This window comes from Pedococcus sp. P2_A3, from assembly GCF_056405035.1.
Genome location: NZ_JBFUCW010000003.1, coordinates 135,471 through 155,152 on the forward strand (window position 1 = coordinate 135,471; position 19,682 = coordinate 155,152).

The following is a 19,682-nucleotide window of genomic DNA, read 5'->3' on the forward strand; positions in this document are numbered from 1 at the left end:
TCAACTTCGTGCGGGGCGGTGGTGTTCCCACTCCGAGGAAATTTCTCCTGCAGGGCTGAGCGAGGGTCGAGCGGCCGGGGCCAGCTCAGTCCTCGCCGCGGGCGACGCCGTGCCAGTAGCCGGCGATCTCGCTGCCCTCGCGCAGGACGGCGTCCGGCGCGGGCGGGGCCGGCCAGAGCTGGAGGAGGTAGCGGTCGGGCGCGGTCTCGTCGTCCTCCGGGGTGTCGAGCTCCTGGCCCTCGTCCATCTCGCTGACGCRGTACCGCGCTCGGTGCCACCCGGCTTGCGGGATCGTGCACCCGTAGGCGTTGTTGAACGTGGCGATCGTCAGGTCGGGCGTGGACAGCTCCACCGACACCTCGACGACGTCCTCCCACTCCTCGTCCACCTCGGGCGCGTCCTCGGTCCACGTGACCACGAGAGGGACCTCACCGGTGTGGAGGCCGGTCACCATGCCGAGCTGGTGCGGCACCTGCGCGCCGACCAGACCGTTCGCCTGGCCTCGGCGCGCCCCGACCAGGTCGTCGGACTCGTCGCCGCTGCCGTCGGGGTCGGAGTACAGGTCGATGAAGCCGTAGTGCACCTCGACCAGACCTGCGAACACCTCGGACATGCCGTCAGCCTCTCGCGGTTGGCAAGGACGGAGCAATCCGGGTCGAGAGGAACTGCACCAGGGAGTCGCCCCAGGCAGCCCAGCCGGCCGGGTTCGGGTGGTAGACCTCGGCCTGTCGACCGCCCTTGGTACCGAACCCGACGAACCAGGGATCCGCCGTCGACCCCGCGGCCGCCTTGGCGCCGAGCTCGTGGCCGGCGAAGACGGTGGCGGCTGAGGTGTCGAGGTAGGTGCGCTCACGGCCGGGGCCCGACGCCCGCACGGCGTCCACGACCTGCTGCTGCATCACCGTGCCAGCCGCACCCAGCGCACGGACACCCCGGTTGGCGTCGTAGCCGCCCTCCTCGACCAGGGGCCGGTCCGGCGCCAGGAGCGGGTAGCTGCGCAGGACGAGGGTCGCATCGGGGCGCATCCTCGAGCGCACCTGCGTCAACGCTGCGGTCAGCTCGGAACGCAGTCGGGGGAGCGTGCCGTTCGCGTGCGAGATGCCGTCGGCGCAGCCGCCCCGTGCCGTGCCGGTGGCGAACAGGAAGCACTGCAGGACGATGCTCCCGAACCCGACGTCGTTGCCGCCGATGGTCAGGACCACGACATCGGCGGTCCGGTCGACGGCGTCAGCCTGCGCGGGGTGCGACTGGTCGCGGGCCCGGGTCAGGTCGGCCACGACGGCCCCGCTGCAGGAGACGTCCACGACCGCGGCCCGCACGTGCGCGGCATACCGGCGTCCCGCGCTGCCGGGCGTGCGGAAGCACGCGTCGAGGTAGCCCCCGGCGCCGTTGCCCGCCGAGTAGGAGTCACCGAGCAGGACGACCTTGTCGAGGCGCTCGAGCGGTGGGGCGGCCGGCGCGCGGCTGGAGCCGGCCACGGCCAGTCCCGCGCCGCCGAGGACGGCCACGGCGACCAGTGGCACGGCGAGCCTCATCCACCTCACGTCCGCACCTCCTCTCCGGTCAGGCTCCCAACGCTACGTCGCCACCCTGCGAGGCGGACACCGGCTCCGCCGGCGCACGGCGGCAGGATCTCGGCCCATCGCCCGACTTCCCGCCCGCTCTCCGCCGCACGGCGGCAGGATCTCGGCCCATCGCCCGACTTCCCGCCCGCTCTCCGCCGCACGGCGGCAGGATCTCGGCCCATCGCCCGACTTCCCGCCCCCTCTCCGCCGCACGGCGGCAGGATCTCGGCCCATCGCCCGACTCCTGAGGCAGGTATGCCGCGTGGCTGTCGGTGGGGGGTCCTAGTGTGGGCGTCATGGCCGAGAAGCGTTCGTCACACCTGAGGGTGGTCCGCACCCCGTCCGCCCCCGCGCGGACTCCGGAGGTCTCGCGCGCCGACACTGACCCCACCGGGAGCTACTGGGCCGAGCTCCAGGCCCTGCGCGACGAGCGCCAGCGCCTGCGCGCCGGTTGAGCGCCCGGCCGCCTCGGGTGGGGTCGGGGTAGCGTCGCCGCTCGTGGACGACCGATGCTTCGCGCGCACCGTCGCAGAGCTGACGGCTGGCGACGGCGACCTCGCCGCGCTCGTGGCCGCCCACGGCATACCTTCGCTGTGGCTGCGACCACCGGGTTTCGCGAGCCTGGTGCTCTTCATCCTCGAGCAGCAGGTCTCGCTGGCCTCCGCGGCGGCTGCGTACCGCAAGGTGCTCGAGCGACTGGGCTCGATGGCGCCCGAGGCCTTGCTGGAGACCACGCCCGAGGACCTGCGGGMTGACGGGGTGTCGCGCCAGAAGGACCGCTACCTGCGGGCGCTGGCCTCAGCCGTCCTGGCGGGCGAGCTCGACCTGCCCGCCCTTGACGCACTGGGCGACGACGAGGTGCGCCGGGCCCTCACCGCGCTGCCCGGCATCGGACGGTGGACGGCGGACGTCTACCTGCTCGCCTGCCTCGGTCGTCCGGACCTCTGGCCGGTGGGTGACCGGGCCCTCCAGGTAGCCGCCGCTGAGGCGCTGCACCTCGACGTCGTGCCCGACCAGGCTGGGCTCGAGCTGCTCGGCGAGCGCTGGCGTCCACACCGGTCGACCGCCGCCCGCCTGCTCTGGCACGGGTACCTCGTCCGCCGCGGTCGCTCCGAGACCCCCCTGGCGGTCCTCGACTGACCGAGCCCCGGTGATGAAAGGTCAGTTCGCGGTGACCTCACGGGCGAGCGCGGGCGGCATGTAGTCGTAGCGGACGAAGCTGCGGGTGAAGGTGCCGGTGCCGTGGGAGACAGACCGCAGGTCGACCGGGTAGCGGGCCAGCTCGTGGGCAGGGACCTCGGCGTGGATGACGGTGCGGCCGGCGACCTCGCCCGGCTCGGTGCCGTGCACCTGTCCGCGCCGGCCGCGCAGGTCGGCCAGCACCCCGCCGACCGCGTCGTCGCTGACCTCGATGTGCACCTCGTCGACGGGCTCGAGCATGGCCACGGTCGAGTCGTTGGCGGCCTCGCGCAACGCCATGCCGGCGGCGGTCTGGAACGCCATGTCCGAGGAGTCGACCGAGTGGGCCTTACCGTCGACCAGCGTGATCCGCACGTCGACCACGGGGTAACCCGCCAACACCCCCTTCTCGAGCTGGCTGCGGGCACCCTTCTCCACCGAGGGAATGAAGTTCCGCGGCACCGCCCCACCGACGACCTTGTCGACGAACTCGATGCCCGCTCCACGCTCCAGGGGCTCGATCTCGAGGTGGCAGACGGCGTACTGGCCGTGCCCACCCGACTGCTTGACGAGCCGGCCCTGCACCTTGGTGGGACGGACGAAGGTCTCGCGAAGCGACGTCCGCACCGGCTCGACCTCGACGGGCACGTGGTAGCGGGAGTCGAGGGTGGCGATCAGCTGGTCGACGTGCGCCGGACCCATCGCCCACAACACCAGCTGGTGGGTCTCCGCATTGTGCTCGAGTCGCATGGTGACGTCCTCGGCCACCAGCCGTTGCAGGGCGGTCGCGAGCTTGTCCTCGTCGCCCTTCGACCTGGCGTGGATCGCCACCGGTAGCAGCGGGTTCGGCAGCAGCCAGGGTTCGACGAGAGCCGGCTTGTCCTTGCGCGACAACGTGTCCGAGGTCTCGGCCCCCGCCAGCTTGGAGACCACGACCACGTCACCGGCGATCCCGGCCGTGATCGGGCGGATCTCATCACCCACCGGTGCGGCCAGGGGACCGATGCGCTCGTCGTCGGTGTCGTGGTCGGCGTGCTCGTCCACGAGGTGGCTCGCGAAGTGCTGGAGGTGACCGGAGATGTGCACCGGCTCGTCGGGTCGCAGCGTCCCCGAGAAGACCCGCACCAGCGACTGACGTCCGACGAAGGGGTCGGTCGTGGTGCGCACGACCTCGGCCACGAGCGGCCCGTCGGGGTCGCAGGTCACCGTGCCGAAGTCGCCACCGGCCGGGGTGTACACGGTGGGGACGGCCGCGCCGACCGGAGAAGGGAAGCCCTTCTCGCACAGCTCGAGGAGCGCCTCCACCCCGACACCGTTCGGGGCGTGGGTCGGCAGGATCGGGAAGAAGCGGGCCGTCGCGATGGCGAGGCGCAGGTCGCCGGAGATCGCCTCGGTGTCCACCTCCTCGCCCCCCAGATAGCGCTCGAGGAGCCCTTCGTCCTCGGACTCCTCGATCACGGACTCGATCAGCTCACCCCGCTGGGCATCGATCAGCTCACCCTCGTCGGTGCTGGGCTCCCGGTCGGCCTCACCGCCACCCGGCTTCCGCTCGGTCACGGTGCGGCGCAACAGGTTCAGCAGCCCGGTGACCTCCCCGTCGACGACCAGCGGCAGGGCCAGGGGTTCGGCGTCCCCGAACGCTCGCTGGCACCCGCCCACCGTCGCCTCGAAGTCGGCTCGCGCCTGCTCGAGGCGCGTCACGGCGACGGCACRCGGCATACCGAGCACCTCGCACTCGCGCCAGAGCAAGCGCGTTGGCTCGTCCACGCCGTCGGCCGCGGCCACGACGAAGATCGCGGCGTCAGCGGCCCGAAGACCGGCGCGGACATCGCCCACGAAGTCGGGGTGGCCCGGGGTGTCGAGCAGGTTGAGGGTGACCTCACCGCTCGGGATCGAGGCCGCCGTGAGGGACTGCGTGGGCGGCAGTTCGCCCCCCTCACGAGCGCGGCGGCCCGGGATCCGGGCCGCCACGAGCTGGTCGAACAGTGCCGTCTTGCCGGCCCCGCTCGCTCCCACCAGGACCACGTTGCGGATCTGGTCCGGAGAGGCGGGGCCCGCAGCGTTACTGACACGGTTCATGGAAGTCACCTTGCTCCGGTCGCCACCGCGCCGCAAGGGTTCTCGGCGCGGTGGCGCCGGATCAGTCGGTGGAGCTTGTGGTGGACGGCTGCGGGGTCGACGTCGCGGTGGGCTTTGGTTGGGGATCGCGCTTCGGGCAGCCACCCATGATCGAGCTGGGCAGGCTGAAGATTCTCAGCGACGTGGTCTTGGCCGCTTTGTTGTCGGAGGCATCCAGGGTCACCACCCGGTCGTCGGCGACGAAGTAGTACTGCGCGCCAGTGATGCGAACGGCGTTCCCGGTCTTGCGGTCGAGGTAGTAGGAACCGGCACCATTGGTCGCGTACACGATTCCCGTCCTGGTGATCGTGGGGCTCGCCTGGATCTCGGCCTCAGCACCAAGCCGCAGCACCAAGCGTGTCGGTTGCGAGATCGTCGGGGCGAACCAGAGTTCCTTGTAGGGCGAAGGCTCGTCGGGATTGTCGTTGGTGTAGGCGACGCTGCCGTCGTCGCCGAAGGCGACCATCACCCGGCCGTCGAAGCGACGAAGCCCCGCGGGGGGATCCTTCTCCTGAAGGGTCCGAGGGTCGTAGACACGCCTGGTCGAGTCGCCCATGGTCAGCAACAGGTTGTCACCAAGGAACTGGACGCCGTTGACGTAGCCCGTGAAGGCGTCCCGCACGGCGCCGGTCTCGAGGTCGACGACCTTCACTGTTCGCTGACCGTCCGGGCCGCTGCCCTGGACCCAGGCGCCGACGCCGTCGTGGACCACCGGGGGGTCGATCGGGCTGACGTAGGGGATCCCAGCCGCGTCCGACGCGTTGTCGCCGAGGTGCCGGTTCGTCCCGGAGGACAAGTCGTAGAGATAGACGGAGAAGTCGTCGAAGCCCTCGAGTCCATGGGTCTCCACCCAGAGCACATGTGCATCGTCGAACCCGCCCGCGGCCTGGTAAGTCACCGGGTCCTTGAACCGTCGGATGATGCGGTGCGCTCCCGTGCGGATGTTCCACATCGACGCGCCGTCGAACCTGGCGCCGCGCTCCTCGGTGAACATCCAGCCATCGGGCGAAATGGGGGAGTGGGCCGTCAGGTCGCGAACGCCCGCTGACACGGGCGGCTCCCACTCGTGAGCCACGGTGCGGGCCAGTGCTTGCGACGCTGTCAACTCGCAGACGGCGGAGTGCTGCCACCACGGCGAGGCGTCGACATCAAGGGGAGTGGTCGCGGTAACGGTCATCGCACGGGGGGACGTCGATCGTCCCCCCGTGCACGCACCCAGGGCCAACACGCCGACGGCGAGCAGCGCGATCACGCGCCTACCAGACATAGCCCCGACCGGCGTTGATGGTGGYCAACGCGGTGGCGGAGAGGACCGAGTACTCGGGAACGCCACTACCCCAGCTGACATGGATGGAGTGCGCCGAGTCCTCGTACCTGATCGACGCTCCGGAGCTGGAGTAGCCGAACATGGTGTACCAGTGGAAGATCGTGCGATCACGTGGGTGTCCAACCAAGTGGTAGGCCGAGGACGGCACCTCATAGGCGTCGCCGATGACCGGGTCGTTGGCGGAGACATCAGCCACCAGACGGGTTCTGAAGTTCGCGATCACGGTCGAGGAGGCTGAGCCGTAGCCCACTGGGTAGTACCGCAGCGCTCGATACCGCAGGTGGTAGTTGAGCACGTCGGGCACCGGGTAGCCCATCGTGGCCGTCGTCACGTTGGCATTGACCCCCGACCAGGCTGTACCCGCTGTCGTGGTGCGGAGCTGGGACGCAGTGGTTGACTTGCTTGCCGAGATCCCCAGGTGCGCCAACGCCTCCGAGACCGCGGCCGGGCCGCAGTAATAGCTGGTCGCCTGGTCCTGCTGCTTCCCACTCATGGTGTACGCCGTGGGTGGCGGACCGCCAGGGTCCACCACGGTCGGAGTTCTCCCGGCCCCCGTTCCGTGCACTCGGGCCAGCGCGGCCGCGAACTTGGCCGCCTCCCCATCAACGGCCCACTGCGGCACGTCTAGGTGTGGGTCGGCGTCGCGACCCTTGTCAGGGGCCACTTGGGCCAGCCCTACAGGACTCGGCGTCTGACTGGGTTCGCCCGACCATGCCGGGCTTGGCATCGTCATGCAGGCTGCTCCCACCGATGCCACTGCGAAGCAAACTCTTCTGAGCATATCTATCCCCCCATATACATGACTACACATCGTCGAAGTCACCGAAAATGCCAGCCATACATCCAGCTTGTCAATAGATTTCTAGTCATAGGCAGGCAAGGCCTATCGAGGTAAGCCGTCGCGCGGCAGGGGGTCTCAGGTCCCGCGCCTCACCCGGTCAGGGGGCGAAGAGCGCGGCTGCCACGGGGAGGAGGCTGGCGCCGACCACGACCCAGTCAGCCCGTCGCCATGGCGCCGGCTCAGCCCAGGTGCGCCGGTATGCCGTGGCGAACCCCCGGGAGTCCATCGCCACCGCGAGCGCTGCCGCAGACTGCAGCGAGCGGACGAGCATCCCCATCGTGAGCGCCCAGAGCTCGGCGAACACCGACCGAGGGGACCGAGCCGTGGCGCCGATCCCCCGCACCCGGCGGGCTCGGGCGATCTCGGACCAGATCTCGCCGAACGTGTGGACCCGCTGGAGCGCCGCTGCCACCGCGACCACCGGTCGGGCAGGGAGCCGGAGTCGCTGCCCCAGGTGGTCACCCAAGGCGTCGGCGTCGACGTGCTGGATCAGCACCGCCGAAGGGAGCACGATGACCATCACCCTCAGGCCGCCGGTGAACGCGGTGTCCAGGTCCTGACCGCCCAGCAGCCACGTGGACCAGGCCACGGACAGGGCACCCAGCACCCCGGGGGCCAGTCGCAGGAGCACCCCCCGCAGTCGACCCGAGGGTGCTGGTCCGGCGCCGGGCGCCCGCAGGGCGAGCACTGCGAGGGCGCCCTGGACCGCGAGCACGACCAGGCTGGTGGACCAGCGGGGCGAGACGACCCCTGCCGGGACCGCGAGGGTCGCCCCCGCCATCAGGGACAGCGGGCCGGCACGGGCCACCCACGGGCGTCGTCGGGCCGGCTCGGGTGGCGGCTGCGACGGGCGCTCGATGGTCGTCACGGAGTCGGCGCGGGTGATGACGGCATCGTCGTGCGTGGTCAGCACGATCGCGGAGCCGGCGTCACGCAGTCCCTCGACGATGCCCATGACGGCGGCCCAGGTCAGCCGGTCCTGGCCCACGGTGGCTTCGTCCGCGCAGAGCAGCGCCGGCTGGTGGACCACCGCGGAGACCATCGCGAGGCGTCGCTGCTCGCCCCCGGAGAGATGCCGCGGATCGGCCTGCTCCAGCTGTGAGAGGCCGAGGTGGGCGAGCAGTGCACGCGCCCTGGCCAGGGCTTCGGACTCCACCAGCCCGACGGCCAGGGAGGTGGTCATCACCTCGTCGAGCACGGTGCGGCTGACGATCGTCGAGCTGGCCCACTGCGGCACCCAGGCCACCCGCGTGGCGAGGTCGACCGTGCCGAGCTCGCGCGGGTCACGTTCGCCGGCGACCGCGAGGTCGGGGCGCAACCGCACCTCCCCCGAGTCGCGCTTCAGCAGCCCCGCGAGGGCGAGCACGAACGTCGACTTGCCGGCGCCACTCGGACCCACCAGGGCGTGCAGCTGCCCTGCCCGCGCCTGGAACCACTGGTCCCGCACCGCGACCGTCGTGCGGGTGGAGCCGTCGAGGGCGCGCACCGACCTGGAAATGGTGACGTCGGCGGCGTCGAGGGTGAGCACGTTGGCGCCCGTGGACGTGGGCGTGAACACCCCGAGAGGTATGCCGCGCGGCTCGGGATCGGGGATGCCTGGCACCCAGATACCTTGGGCGGCAAGGGATTCCCCGTGGCTGGCCAGCACTGTGGGCGGCTCGCCATCAGCCACGATCCGCCCACTGGAGTCGAGGACGACGAGGCGGTCGACGACGTCCAGCCAGGGGCCGAGCCGGTGCTCGACGACGACCGTGGTCAGGCCACGCGACCGCGTCACCTCGTCCACGACGGTGCGCACCGAGGCAGCGTTCGCGGGGTCGAGCATGGCTGTGGGCTCGTCGAGCAGGAGCACCTTCGGCTCCAGGGCCAGCGCCCCCGCGAGCGCCAACCGTTGCTGCTCCCCGCCCGACAGGGCGTACGTCGGGGTGTCCTCCGGCATCTCGAGGCCGACCGCGACGAGCGCGGCGGTGACGCGCGCAGGCATGTCCGCGCGCGGCATACCGATGTTCTCGAGGCCGAAAGCGACGTCTCGGCCGACCGTGGCCGACACGATGCCCGCGCCGGGCTCCTGCAGGACGAGTCCGACGTCACCCGCCCGTGAGCCGGGAACGGCGCCGTCGAGCAGGACGGTGCCGCCACGCTCGCCGGAGTCGGCGACCTCGAGCACCCCGGCAAGTCCACGCAGGAGAGTGGACTTGCCGGAGCCGCTCGGGCCAACGAGCAGGACTCGCTGCCCTGCGGGGAGGTCGAGGTCGAGGCCGGGGATGACCGGCTCTCGACGACCGTACGGGCGCCAGGTCAGCCCCCGGACCTCGAGGTGACCCCGCCGCCCGGTCGGGACGGCGGGACCCCGACGCTCAGACAGCTCGTGACTCCCGGGCTTCCTGTCCTGCGGGGAACGCACCGAGGGCACCGGCTCGGGCCAGGCCCCGCGTCAGCAGCCAGCCGAGGCCACCGGCCACGAGTGCGCCCGCGACGGTGAGGATGCCCCCGTAGGCGAGCTTGTAGCCCATGTCCCAGTCGGTCCAGTAGACCTGCCACTCGTAGATCGCCTCGAGCGGCGCGGACAGCGCGCCGGCCAGGAGGGCCGCGCCGATGCCGAACGCGGCATACCCGAGGATCAGGAAGGCGATCTCCGCCCCGAGGCCCTGCAGGATGCCCGAGACGAGCGTGGTGGCACCCCACTTGGTGCCGGGGAGCATCGAGACGAGGGCTGCCACCACCTCGCACAGCAGGGCCGAGCCCGGGCGTCGGATGACGAGCCCACCGATCACGCCGGCCATCAGCCACGGCGCTCCCGTGATGCCCTGGAGCGGCGGGAAGACGGCTTCGAGCCCGGCGGCCGGTGCGGCGTAGGCCAGGCCCCAGGCCCAGTAGGCGACACCGAACGCGGCGCCGAGGAAGGCGACGGTCAGGAGGTCGACGGTGCGCCAACCCCAGAGCGCCCCGCTGGCGCGGATGCTGCCGCGGCGGCGCGCGGTGGAGGTGGGGGTGGAGGTGCTGTCGGCCGAGGTGGCCGGGGTGTTGGTGGTGCTCATGTGTTCTTCTCCCGTGGAATCCGGTGGATACCTCGGGGAGACAGCTGCCGGACGAGGAGCACCTGTGGTGGCGCACTCGCCCGACAGGTGTCTGAGATCTCGACTCCCTACGCCGGTGCGAACCGGATCAGGTGTGAGGGTCTGCGGTCTCCCGCACTCTCAGCGCTTGCGCGCTCCCCTGTCGTTACGCGTCGAACACTACTCCACGATGTGACAGGGTGGAGGCCCAGGTCGGTGGCAGTTTGCCGCGGCCGGCAGGCGACCGGCAGGCGACCGGCAGGGCGATCAGGACGGAGAGGTGCGACATGGGACCACTGGTGTGGCGAGTGCTCGGGACCGGGTCGGCGGTGCTTGCCGGCGTCATCGCCAACAAGCTGGTCACCACGATCTGGAAGAAGGCCGGCCGTGACGCCGTGGTCGACCCGCGCGACCCGCGCACGCCGTGGAAGGACGCCGTGGCCTTCGCCGCGCTGACCGGGCTGGCCGCCGGTGCGGCCAGGGTCATCGCGACCCGCAAGGCCGCCGAGTACTACCAGAAGTCGGCTGGCCACCTGCCCAAGGCCATGCAGGAGGGCGACGCTTGACGCGTCGCTAGAGCTCCAGCGCCCGCGCGATCGGCACACCTGCGCGGTAGGACAGGTGCACGTGCGACGGCGCATCGAGCACCGTCAGGTCGGCTCGGGCGCCGACCTCGATGCGGCCGATGTCGCTGCGCCGCAACGACTTGGCCGAACCAACCGTGGCCGCGAGCACGGCCTCGCCCGGGGTGAGTCCCATCTCGCGCACCGCGAGGGCGATGACGAACGGCATCGACGACGAGTAGCAGGTGCCCGGGTTGCAGTCGGTCGCCAGCGCGATCGACACCCCTGCCCGCAGCAGCGCCGCGGCGTCGGGGTAGGGAGACCGGGTGGAGAACTCGACACCCGGCAGCAGGGTCGCGACCGTGGTGTCCGCAGCCCCCGACAGTGCCTCGACATCGGCGTCGGACAGGTACGTGCAGTGGTCGACGCTGGCCGCCCCCAGCTCCACGGCGAGGCGCACGCCGCGACCGTGGCCCAGCTGGTTGCCGTGCACCCGCAGCTCCAGCCCCGCCTGCCGTCCTGCCAGAAGGACGGCGAGGGCCTCGTCCTCGGTGAAGGCGTGGGCCGAGTGTGGCTCGCAGAAGACGTCGACCCACCTCGCGTGCGGAGCCGCTGCCTCCAGCATCGGCCCGGTGACGAGCGCGAGGTATGCCGCGCGGTCAGCGGCATACTCGCGTGGCACGACGTGGGCCCCGAGGAACGTCGTCTCCGGGGTGAACTCCTGCGCGATCCGCAGGGCCCGGGCCTCGTCGTCGACGGTCAGCCCGTAGCCGCTCTTGATCTCGACGGTCGTCGTGCCCTGCGCGCGCATCTCCGCGACCCGGGCGGCGACCAGGGTCCGCAGCTCGTCGTCGGAGGCCGCACGGGTCGCAGCGACGGAGACGCCGATCCCGCCCCCGTCGTAGGGCGTCCCGGCCATCCGGGCGGCGAACTCGTCGCCACGGTCGCCGGCGAACACCAGGTGCGCGTGCGAGTCGACGAAGCCGGGGAGCACGGCCCGGCCCTCCACGTCGACGGAGCGGTCCGCAGCGGGCGCGTCGGCGGCAGCACCCACCCACGCGATGGCGCCGTCCTCCACGACGACGGCCGCGTCGTGGCGCAGCCCGAGCCCGTCGGGCGTGCTGCCGTCGCACGTGACGAGCTCGCCGATGCCGGTGACGAGGGTGCTGCTCATCGGTGGTCCCGGACATCGGCCAGCGCCTTGCCCAGCAGGGCGGCCACGTCACCCAGACGGTGGCGGCCCGACTCGACCACCACCTGACCACCGACCACCACGGTGTCGACGTCGGATCGCGTTGCGCTGTAGAGGATCTGGCCGGCCTTGGCGCCCACGGTGTTGACCGTGTCGGTGCGGACCACCACGAAATCCGCGACGGCGCCGTCGGCGATGATCCCGGCATCGTGCCACCCGAGGCTGCGGTAGCCGTCGACGGAGGCTGCCGCCATCAGCTCGTCGGGGGTGAAGCGGCCGCGCTCGTTGCTCGCCAGTCGCTCGTGCATCTCCAGGCCGCGCACCTCCTCGAACGGGTCGATGACGGCGTGCTGGTCTGAACCGAGCGTGAGCCTGGCTCCCGCCTCGGCCAGCGCCCTCGCCGGGCCGATGCCGTCGGCGAGGTCACGCTCGGTCGTGGGGCAGAAGCAGGCGGTCGACGCGGACCGGCCGAGCAGCTCGACGTCGTGGTCGGACAGGTGGGTGGCGTGGACGGCGCTGAACCGGTCACCCAGCAGCCCCGCCTCGTCGAGCAGCTCCGTGGGGGTGGCGCCGTAGAACATCTGGGTGGCGAGGTTCTCGGCCGGTTGCTCGCTGACGTGGGCGTGCACGATGCGTCCACGCGTCACCTCGGCCATCGCGCGCAGGTCGTCGCGGGGCACGGCGCGCACCGAGTGCACAGCCGCACCGATCCGGGTCGTGGCATCGGGGGCGAGCGCCGCGACGCGGGCCGCCCAGCGGTCGACGTCGCCGTCGGTGAACCGTCGTTGCACGTCGTCGAGCGGCACGTGCCCGTCTCCCGACAGGCCCCCGGCGAGGTAGCAGGTGTCGAGCAGCGTGAGCCGCAGTCCCGCCTCGCGGGCCGCCTCGATGACGACGGCGCCCATCTCGTTGGGGTCGGCGTAGGGCCGCCCGGCGGGGTCGTGGTGCAGGTAGTGGAACTCCCCGACCACGGTGGTGCCGGACAAGGCCATCTCGGCGAACACCGCCTTCGCGAGCGCGAAGTACGTGTCGGGCGTGAGGTGTCGCGTGACGGCATACATCTGCTGGCGCCAGGTCCAGAAGTTGCCGCCGTCCCCGTGCGTGCGCCCGCGCAGGGCGCGGTGGAAGGCGTGGCTGTGGGCGTTGGCGAGCCCGGGCAGCACGACGCCGTGGAGACGCACGTCTCCTGCCTCTGCCTTGGCGTGCCCCTGCACACGGGCGAAGACCCCGTCGACGACGTCGAACCGCACGCCGGTGGCGAGTCCCGTGGGGAGCCAGGCGTGCTCCGCCCAGTACGTCGTCGCGGTCGTCATGGCGGCCGTCACGCCGCATCCCCGGCGAGGTCCTCGAGGACGGCGGCCAGGGCGGCCACGCCCTCCAGGCAGTCGGACGTCTCGGCGAACTCCTCCGGGGAGTGCGAGACGCCCGTCGGGTTGCGGACGAAGAGCATGGCCGTGGGGATGCCGGCGTTCGCGAGGATGCCGGCGTCGTGACCAGCCCCGGTGCCCAGGACCGGTATGCCGCCGAGCCGGGTGCCCAGCCGTGCGCTCAGCGAGGTGTCGAACGGCGTGGACGGGGTCCATGACTCCTGGGTGATCTGGCCGCCCGCCTGCTCGACCATGGCCGTGATGTCAGCCACGGCTCGGCGCACCGCTCGCGGGCTGGCGCCACGGGCATCGAGCCAGCCCGTGACCGCGCTCGGGATCGCGTTGACGCCGCCGGGGGTCACGACGACCTTGCCGATCGTGGCGACGCACCCGTGGGTGATGGCGGCCTCGCGCGCGGCGAGCACCGCACCGGCATACCCGAGCATCGCGTCGTGACGGTCCTCGAGCCTGGTGGTGCCCGCGTGGTTGGCCTCCCCGGTGAAGTCGAGCCGCCACCGGCCGTGCGGCCAGATGTCGCTACCGACCGCGACGGGGTGGCCGAGGTCGACCAGCCCGCGCCCCTGTTCGACGTGCAGCTCGACGAAGCTGCCGATGCGGCGCAGCGCGTCGTCGTCGCGACCGATCTGGTGCGGGTCGCGGCCGGCCGCCTTGAGCGCGTCAGCCATCGTCGTGCCGTCGGCATCGGTGAGGCTGCGGGCGCGACGGGCGGTCATGGCTCCCGTGATGACCCGTGAGCCGGCGCACGCGACCCCGAACCGAGCGCCCTCCTCGTCCACGAAGTTGACGATGCCGATCGGCTTGGAGGGCTGGAAGTCCTTGTCGCGCAATGCGTCCACCGCGGCGAGGGCACTCACGACCCCGAGCGGCCCATCGAACGCGCCGCCGTCCGGCACGCTGTCGAGGTGGGAACCGGTGACGACGCCCTTGTCGCCCCTGGATGCCGCCGAGTCGGGGTCTCCCCACCAGGCCCACTGGTTGCCCATGCGGTCCTCGGTGAGGTCGAGCCCGCGCGTCACGCACTCCCCGGCGAACCACTCGCGCAGGTCGTGGTCCTCACGGGTCCAGGCGAACCGGCGGTAGCCGCCGCTCTGGGCGCTGCGTCCGACCGGTTGCAGGTCGGCCCACATCGACTCGAAGCTCACGGTGTCCTCTCCAGCTCTGGCCGCGCCGACGGCGAGGTCCGTGCGACGCTCTGCTCAACCGGCACCGAGACCATTCCACACCAGGGCGGGCCAGCGCACGGCAGGACTCGGTGCAATGCGTCTCGGATCCCAGACCTGGGCGACCGACGGTACCCGCGCCAGGATTCGGCCCATCGCCCGAATCCAGGCCCAGCGGCTGCTGGTCAGCCCGCGAATGTCGGCCAATGGCCCGTCTCTGCACGCGCGACCTAGCATGACGACATGACCGAGGACCGCGCCCCTGACCCCGCCGGGAAGCACACCCCCACCGAAGGTGAGGCTCGGGCAGCGACGGCCCTGGCCGCCAGCGGGATCGAGCACACGATCACGCGGCACGGGCGGGTCGGCTCCCTCGAGGAGGCGGCGGCTGCCCGTGGTGTCGAGCCGCGGGACATCATCAAGACCTTGGTCGTCCGGCGCGCGGAGGACGACTACCTGTTCGTCCTGGTGCCCGGTGGTCGGGAGATCTCCTGGCCCAAGCTGCGGGCGCTGCTCGGCGTCAACCGGATGTCGATGCCCGACGCGGCCGTCGCGAAGCAGGTCACCGGCTACGAGCGCGGCACGATCACGCCGTTCGGGTCGACGACCCCCCTGCCGGTCGTCGCCGACACGACGGTCGCGGGGCGGCTCATCTCGATCGGGGCCGGCGCCCACGGGGTGGCTGCGACCGCTCACGCCGACGACGTGGTGCGGGCCCTCGGCGCGCAGGTGGCCGATGTCACCGAACCGAGCTAGGGGCGCACCCAGCGCATCCCCGTGATCGTCGTCGAGTAGGGGTAGACCTCCTCGACGTCCTGCTGCCCCACCGGTCTCGACAGGTCGAAGCTCGACCGCACCTGGGTCCTGATCGTCCCGGCAGCCGTGTCGACCGTGACGATGCGGACCGGGTTGGTGTGGGGGGCGTGCATGGCCTGCAGGAACATCGCCACAGGGTGGCCGTCCGCGGCCGCGGTGGTGCCGGAGTAGACCTGACCGGTGTGCCCGGAGACGGTCATGACGACGTTGGGGTACACCTTCAGGGCATCCCACAGCTTCGCCGGGCTGGTGGCGCCGTAACCGCCGTTCGTTGGCGAGATCGTCCCGTTGCCCTCGAGGAACATGTGCGTCAGCACGATGACGTTGTGGTGCGGGTGCGCGGCGATGACGCCCTTGGCCCAGTCGACGATCTGCTGTCGTGGCCAGATCTCGAGGCTGAGCACGAGCCAGTCGTCACCACCGGCGCGGAACGTGCGGAAGCCGTTGTCGGACTTGCCGGGCTCGGCCAGACCCTCGAAGCCGAAGTAGGACGGCGGGTAGTAGGAGTTCCACAGCGTCGTGTCGCGCACCGTCACCGCCGTGTCGGCCCCGGGGCAGGCTGAGCCACCTGCGCAGACGGCTGCGGTGTCGTGGTTGCCCGGCGACGCGATGAACGGGATGCCCGCCGCCGCGAGCGCCGCGAACCGGGTGCTCATGCTCACCCACTGGTGGTGGTCGGGGGTGTCCCAGTCCTCGACGTCGCCGCTGTGCAGCACCCACTGCAGGTTGAGCTGGTCGCGGTGCTGGACCAGCCAGGCGACCCGCTTGTCGGTGCGCGGGTCGTCGGCCTGCACCTCGGGCTGGGTGTCGGGCACGACGGCGAAGGAGAAGGTGGTGGCCCGGTCGGTCACTGCGGGCAGCGGTTCGACCGAGGGCGTCGGGGTGGCGGCCGTGGTGGCCGCCGAGTGCGTCGTGGCGCCCAGTGTGGTCCGCGGGGTGGGCGTCGTGCACCCCGCGACGACCAGGCCCAGCACCGCCACCCCGACGACGACCCCGGGCACACGTCGTCGCACCGCCCTGCGTCCCATGGACCGTCACCTCACCTCACGAGCCACCCCGTCAGACGAGCGTATGCCGGGTGGTCACCACCCGGCATACGTCACGTGCGGTAGGGCATCACGCGGACACCCGGCGTTCTCAGCCTTCGCGCATGGGGATGCGCACGCCCTGCTCCTGCGCGGTGCGCTCCGCGATCTCGTAGCCGGCGTCGACGTGGCGGATGACGCCCATCGCCGGGTCGTTGGTCAGCACGCGGGCGAGCTTCTGGGCGGCGAGCTCCGTGCCGTCGGCGAGGGAGACCTGACCGGCGTGCAGCGACCGGCCGATGCCCACGCCACCGCCGTGGTGGATCGACACCCAGCTCGCGCCCGACGAGGTGTTGACGAGGGCGTTGAGCAGCGGCCAGTCGGCGATGGCGTCGGAGCCGTCGAGCATGGCCTCCGTCTCGCGGTAGGGGCTGGCCACCGAACCGGTGTCGAGGTGGTCGCGCCCGATGACGATCGGCGCGCTCACCTCGCCGGTGCGCACCAGCTCGTTGAACGCGAGCCCGGCCTTGTCGCGCTCACCCTGACCCAGCCAGCAGATGCGGGCGGGGAGGCCCTGGAAGGCAATCCGCTCCTGCGCGCCACGGATCCACTTGTGCAGGCGGTCGTTGTCGGGGAAGAGGTCGAGGACGGCCTTGTCGGTGGCCGCGATGTCCTTGGGGTCACCCGAGAGGGCGGCCCAGCGGAACGGGCCCTTGCCCTCGCAGAACAGCGGCCGGATGTAGGCGGGAACGAAGCCGGGGAACTCGAATGCCCGGTCGTAGCCGCCCTGCCGGGCCTCGTCGCGGATCGAGTTGCCGTAGTCGAACACCTCAGCCCCAGCGTCCTGGAACTCGACCATGGCCTGCACGTGCTTGGCCATCGACGCGCGCGCCCGGTCGGTGAACTCCTCGGGCTTCTTCTCGGCGTACTCGTGCCAGTCGCCCAGCTCGATGCCCTCGGGGAGGTAGGACAGGGGGTCGTGCGCGCTGGTCTGGTCGGTGACGATGTCGATCGGCACGCCCCGGCGCAGGAGCTCGGGGAACACCTCGGCCGCGTTGCCGACCACCCCGACCGACCAGGCCCGGCGCTCGTTCTTGGCAGCCACGGCCTTGTCGATGGCGTCGTCGAGCGAGTCGGCGACCTCGTCGAGGTAGCGGTGCTCGACCCGGCGACGCAGCCGGCTCTCGTCGACGTCGACGATCAGGCAGGCGCCCTCGTTCATGGTCACGGCGAGCGGCTGAGCGCCACCCATGCCGCCGCAACCGCCCGTCAGGGTCAGCGTGCCGGCGAGCGTGCCGCCGAACTTCTTCTCGGCGATGGCGGCGAAGGTCTCGTAGGTGCCCTGGACGATGCCCTGGGTGCCGATGTAGATCCACGACCCGGCGGTCATCTGCCCGTACATCGTCAGTCCGAGGTGCTCGAGCCGGCGGAACTCGGGCCAGGTCGCCCAGTCTCCGACCAGGTTGGAGTTGGCGATCAGCACCCGGGGGGCCCACTCGTGGGTCTGCATGACGCCGACCGGGCGCCCGCTCTGCACGAGCATCGTCTCGTCCTGCTTGAGCGTGCTGAGGGTGCGGACCATGGCGTCGAAGGACTTCCAGTCGCGGGCCGCGCGTCCGGTGCCGCCGTAGACGACGAGGTCGTCGGGACGCTCGGCGTTCTCGGGGTCGAGGTTGTTCATGAGCATGCGCAGCGGCGCCTCGGCGCCCCAGTGCGTTGCGTGGGTGAGCGAGGTGCCGCGAGGGGAGCGGACGGGACGAGCGCCTTCCATGTCGTTCTCCTTGTTCATTCGGGGTCGTGGGTGCGAGAACGCGCTCGGGCGCGTGCTGACACACACGACTGGGCTAGTGGAGCGGGCCGGTGACGGATTCTGCAGCGGCGACTGCCGCACCGCTGGCGACGAGCTGGAACGCCGTCTCGATCTCGGGGGCGAGGAACCGGTCCGTGCCGGGGGCCGGCGCGCCGGCGTCGCGCAGGGCCTTGACGACCGCGGCGGTGGCCGGCGCGGGGGCGAGGGGCGCACGGAGGTCGAGGGCCCGCGCGGCCGTGAGCAGCTCGACCGCCAGCACGCGGGTGAGCCCGTCGACCGAGCGGCGCAGCTTGCGGGCCGCCGACCAGCCCATCGACACGTGGTCCTCCTGCATGGCGGAGCTCGGGATGGAGTCGACCGACGCGGGGGCGGCGAGCCGCTTCATCTCCGAGACGATCGCGGCCTGGGTGTACTGCGCGATCATGTGGCCGCTGTCGACACCGGGGTCGTCGGCGAGGAACGCGTTGAGGCCGTGGTTGCGCGAGACGTCGAGGAACCGGTCGGTGCGACGCTCGGAGATCGAGGCGAGGTCGGCGGCCACGATGGCGAGGAAGTCGAGCACGTAGGCGACCGGCGCCCCGTGGAAGTTGCCGTTGGACTCGACCCGGCCGTCGGGCGTGACCACAGGGTTGTCGACCGCCGACGCCAGCTCGAAGCCGGCGACCTTCGCCGCGTGCTCGACCGTGTCACGCACACCGCCGGCCACCTGCGGTGAGCAGCGCAACGAGTAGGCGTCCTGGACTCGAGTGCAGGCCTCCGGATCGCGGTGGCTGTCGCGGATCCCACTGTCCTGCATGAGTTTTCGCAGGTTCGCCGCGGAGAGGGCCTGCCCGGGCTGGGGGCGCAGGGCGTGCAGGTCGGCGGCGAAGACGTCGTCGGTGCCGAGCTGGCCCTCGACGCTCATCGCGGCCGTGATGTCGGCGACCTTGAGCAGCATCCGCAGGTCGGTGATGGCGAGCACGAGCATCCCCAGCATGCCGTCGGTGCCGTTGATGAGGGCCAGGCCCTCCTTCTCACGCAGCTCGACGGGCGTGATCCCGGCCGCGGCAAAGGCCTCGCTGGTCGGCATCCGCACCCCCTCGGCATCGCGGACGACGCCCTCGCCCATCAGCGCGAGCGCACAGTGCGAGAGGGGGGCCAGGTCGCCGGAACAGCCCAGTGAGCCGTACTCGTGGACGACGGGGGTGATGCCCGCGTTGAGCATCGCGACGTAGGTGGACAGGGTCTCCTCGCGGATACCAGTGCGCCCGGTCGCGAGCGTCGAGATGCGAAGGAGCATCAGCGCCCGCACCACCTCGCGCTCGACCTCCGCGCCCGAGCCGGCGGCGTGCGACCGCACCAGCGACCGCTGCAGCTGGGCGCGCAGCTCCACCGGGATGTGCCGGGTGGCGAGCGCCCCGAACCCGGTGGAGACGCCGTAGTGCGCCACCGTGTCGTCGGCCAGCGCCTCGATCACGGCGCGGGTGCGGCGCACCTCGGTGAGCGACTCGGGCGAGATCTCGACGCGCGCACCGTGGCGGGCGACCGCCACGACGTCGTCGAACGAGATGGGGCCGGTGCCGACGGTGACCGTCGGCACGGAGGTGGCAGTGGTCGTCATGCCTCCATTGCAGCGGAGGTATGCCGCGGGCGCGCCTCGCGC

Annotated in this window: 17 protein-coding genes and 1 riboswitch; of the genes, 4 read left to right on the plus strand and 13 right to left on the minus strand. The window is 71.6% G+C overall.

What is annotated here, in order from left to right:
- Positions 1 to 85: 85 nt before the first annotated feature.
- Both AC1DX8_RS04000 and AC1DX8_RS04005 read right to left on the minus strand, forming a co-directional pair.
- The gene (locus AC1DX8_RS04000) at positions 86 to 613 is read right to left on the minus strand and encodes a hypothetical protein (protein WP_477628614.1); all 528 of its coding nucleotides are present in this window, start codon (positions 611 to 613) and stop codon (positions 86 to 88) included.
- Positions 614 to 617: 4 nt separating this feature from the next.
- Complete coding sequence (locus AC1DX8_RS04005) at positions 618 to 1,535, minus strand: SGNH/GDSL hydrolase family protein (protein ID WP_477628684.1); 918 nt, start codon at positions 1,533 to 1,535, stop codon at positions 618 to 620.
- A gap of 326 nt (positions 1,536 to 1,861) precedes the next feature.
- Here AC1DX8_RS04005 and AC1DX8_RS04010 point away from each other — a divergent pair, with 326 nt between their 5' ends.
- Positions 1,862 to 2,020 carry a hypothetical protein gene (locus AC1DX8_RS04010; RefSeq protein ID WP_477628615.1) on the plus strand — a complete coding sequence of 53 codons (159 nt, stop codon included), beginning with the start codon at positions 1,862 to 1,864 and terminating at the stop codon, positions 2,018 to 2,020.
- A 43-nt stretch (positions 2,021 to 2,063) separates the two neighbouring features.
- Positions 2,064 to 2,705: a DNA-3-methyladenine glycosylase family protein gene (locus AC1DX8_RS04015; protein WP_477628616.1), complete on the plus strand. Its 642-nt coding sequence runs from the start codon at positions 2,064 to 2,066 to the stop codon at positions 2,703 to 2,705.
- Positions 2,706 to 2,726: 21 nt separating this feature from the next.
- Here AC1DX8_RS04015 and AC1DX8_RS04020 read toward each other — a convergent pair whose 3' ends face one another.
- The 5 genes from AC1DX8_RS04020 to AC1DX8_RS04040 all read right to left on the minus strand — a co-directional run bounded on the left by AC1DX8_RS04020 (position 2,727) and on the right by AC1DX8_RS04040 (position 10,068).
- Positions 2,727 to 4,823 (minus strand): elongation factor G-like protein EF-G2, encoded by a 2,097-nt coding sequence (locus AC1DX8_RS04020; RefSeq protein ID WP_477628617.1) that lies wholly within the window; start codon positions 4,821 to 4,823, stop codon positions 2,727 to 2,729.
- A 61-nt stretch (positions 4,824 to 4,884) separates the two neighbouring features.
- The gene (locus AC1DX8_RS04025) at positions 4,885 to 6,039 is read right to left on the minus strand and encodes a hypothetical protein (protein ID WP_477628618.1); all 1,155 of its coding nucleotides are present in this window, start codon (positions 6,037 to 6,039) and stop codon (positions 4,885 to 4,887) included.
- Between the two features lie 79 nt (positions 6,040 to 6,118).
- Entirely contained in the window at positions 6,119 to 6,682 is a 564-nt protein-coding gene (locus AC1DX8_RS04030) for a C39 family peptidase (protein WP_477628619.1), read from the minus strand.
- 445 nt (positions 6,683 to 7,127) lie between these two features.
- Positions 7,128 to 9,434 carry an ATP-binding cassette domain-containing protein gene (locus AC1DX8_RS04035; RefSeq protein WP_477628620.1) on the minus strand — a complete coding sequence of 769 codons (2,307 nt, stop codon included), beginning with the start codon at positions 9,432 to 9,434 and terminating at the stop codon, positions 7,128 to 7,130.
- A complete protein-coding gene (locus tag AC1DX8_RS04040; RefSeq protein WP_477628621.1) occupies positions 9,388 to 10,068 on the minus strand; it encodes an ECF transporter S component in 681 nt (226 codons plus the stop codon). The genes AC1DX8_RS04035 and AC1DX8_RS04040 overlap by 47 nt, the downstream gene beginning before the upstream one ends.
- A gap of 87 nt (positions 10,069 to 10,155) precedes the next feature.
- A riboswitch (TPP riboswitch) is annotated at positions 10,156 to 10,258 on the minus strand.
- Positions 10,259 to 10,373: 115 nt separating this feature from the next.
- On the opposite strand from AC1DX8_RS04040, the gene AC1DX8_RS04045 reads away from it, so the two are divergent.
- Positions 10,374 to 10,652: a DUF4235 domain-containing protein gene (locus AC1DX8_RS04045; protein WP_477628622.1), complete on the plus strand. Its 279-nt coding sequence runs from the start codon at positions 10,374 to 10,376 to the stop codon at positions 10,650 to 10,652.
- A gap of 7 nt (positions 10,653 to 10,659) precedes the next feature.
- On the opposite strand, the gene hutI is transcribed toward AC1DX8_RS04045, so the two are convergent.
- From hutI to AC1DX8_RS04060, 3 genes are read right to left on the minus strand one after another with little or no spacing between them, the layout of a single operon-like run.
- Positions 10,660 to 11,823: an imidazolonepropionase gene (hutI, locus tag AC1DX8_RS04050; protein ID WP_477628623.1), complete on the minus strand. Its 1,164-nt coding sequence runs from the start codon at positions 11,821 to 11,823 to the stop codon at positions 10,660 to 10,662.
- Positions 11,820 to 13,166, minus strand: a complete 1,347-nt coding sequence (locus tag AC1DX8_RS04055) for a formimidoylglutamate deiminase (protein WP_477628624.1) — start codon at positions 13,164 to 13,166, stop codon at positions 11,820 to 11,822. Before AC1DX8_RS04055 ends, hutI begins: the two co-directional genes overlap by 4 nt.
- Positions 13,163 to 14,371, minus strand: coding sequence for an allantoate amidohydrolase (locus AC1DX8_RS04060; protein ID WP_477628625.1), 1,209 nt, complete (start codon positions 14,369 to 14,371; stop codon positions 13,163 to 13,165). The genes AC1DX8_RS04055 and AC1DX8_RS04060 overlap by 4 nt, the downstream gene beginning before the upstream one ends.
- A gap of 261 nt (positions 14,372 to 14,632) precedes the next feature.
- Here AC1DX8_RS04060 and AC1DX8_RS04065 point away from each other — a divergent pair, with 261 nt between their 5' ends.
- Positions 14,633 to 15,145, plus strand: coding sequence for an aminoacyl-tRNA deacylase (locus tag AC1DX8_RS04065; protein WP_477628626.1), 513 nt, complete (start codon positions 14,633 to 14,635; stop codon positions 15,143 to 15,145).
- Here the strand turns inward: AC1DX8_RS04065 and AC1DX8_RS04070 are convergent.
- The 3 genes from AC1DX8_RS04070 to hutH all read right to left on the minus strand — a co-directional run bounded on the left by AC1DX8_RS04070 (position 15,142) and on the right by hutH (position 19,640).
- Positions 15,142 to 16,233 carry a metallophosphoesterase gene (locus AC1DX8_RS04070; RefSeq protein WP_477628627.1) on the minus strand — a complete coding sequence of 364 codons (1,092 nt, stop codon included), beginning with the start codon at positions 16,231 to 16,233 and terminating at the stop codon, positions 15,142 to 15,144. The two genes, AC1DX8_RS04065 and AC1DX8_RS04070, sit on opposite strands and share 4 nt — an antisense overlap.
- 109 nt (positions 16,234 to 16,342) lie before the next feature.
- Entirely contained in the window at positions 16,343 to 18,001 is a 1,659-nt protein-coding gene (gene hutU / locus AC1DX8_RS04075; protein ID WP_477628628.1) for a urocanate hydratase, read from the minus strand.
- Between the two features lie 73 nt (positions 18,002 to 18,074).
- Entirely contained in the window at positions 18,075 to 19,640 is a 1,566-nt protein-coding gene (gene hutH / locus AC1DX8_RS04080) for a histidine ammonia-lyase (RefSeq protein WP_477628629.1), read from the minus strand.
- Positions 19,641 to 19,682: the final 42 nt, after the last annotated feature.

Bases quoted from the DNA above. Each gene is read 5' to 3' on its own strand.
- hutI (WP_477628623.1), bottom strand. From the start codon at position 11,823: ATGAGCAGCACCCTCGTCACCGGCATCGGCGAGCTCGTCACGTGCGAC.
- AC1DX8_RS04045 (WP_477628622.1), top strand. From the start codon at position 10,374: ATGGGACCACTGGTGTGGCGAGTGCTCGGGACCGGGTCGGCGGTGCTT.
- hutU (WP_477628628.1), bottom strand. From the start codon at position 18,001: ATGGAAGGCGCTCGTCCCGTCCGCTCCCCTCGCGGCACCTCGCTCACC.
- AC1DX8_RS04040 (WP_477628621.1), bottom strand. From the start codon at position 10,068: ATGAGCACCACCAACACCCCGGCCACCTCGGCCGACAGCACCTCCACC.
- AC1DX8_RS04010 (WP_477628615.1), top strand. From the start codon at position 1,862: ATGGCCGAGAAGCGTTCGTCACACCTGAGGGTGGTCCGCACCCCGTCC.
- hutH (WP_477628629.1), bottom strand. From the start codon at position 19,640: ATGACGACCACTGCCACCTCCGTGCCGACGGTCACCGTCGGCACCGGC.
- AC1DX8_RS04065 (WP_477628626.1), top strand. From the start codon at position 14,633: ATGACCGAGGACCGCGCCCCTGACCCCGCCGGGAAGCACACCCCCACC.
- AC1DX8_RS04025 (WP_477628618.1), bottom strand. From the start codon at position 6,039: ATGACCGTTACCGCGACCACTCCCCTTGATGTCGACGCCTCGCCGTGG.
- AC1DX8_RS04005 (WP_477628684.1), bottom strand. From the start codon at position 1,535: ATGAGGCTCGCCGTGCCACTGGTCGCCGTGGCCGTCCTCGGCGGCGCG.
- AC1DX8_RS04070 (WP_477628627.1), bottom strand. From the start codon at position 16,233: ATGGGACGCAGGGCGGTGCGACGACGTGTGCCCGGGGTCGTCGTCGGG.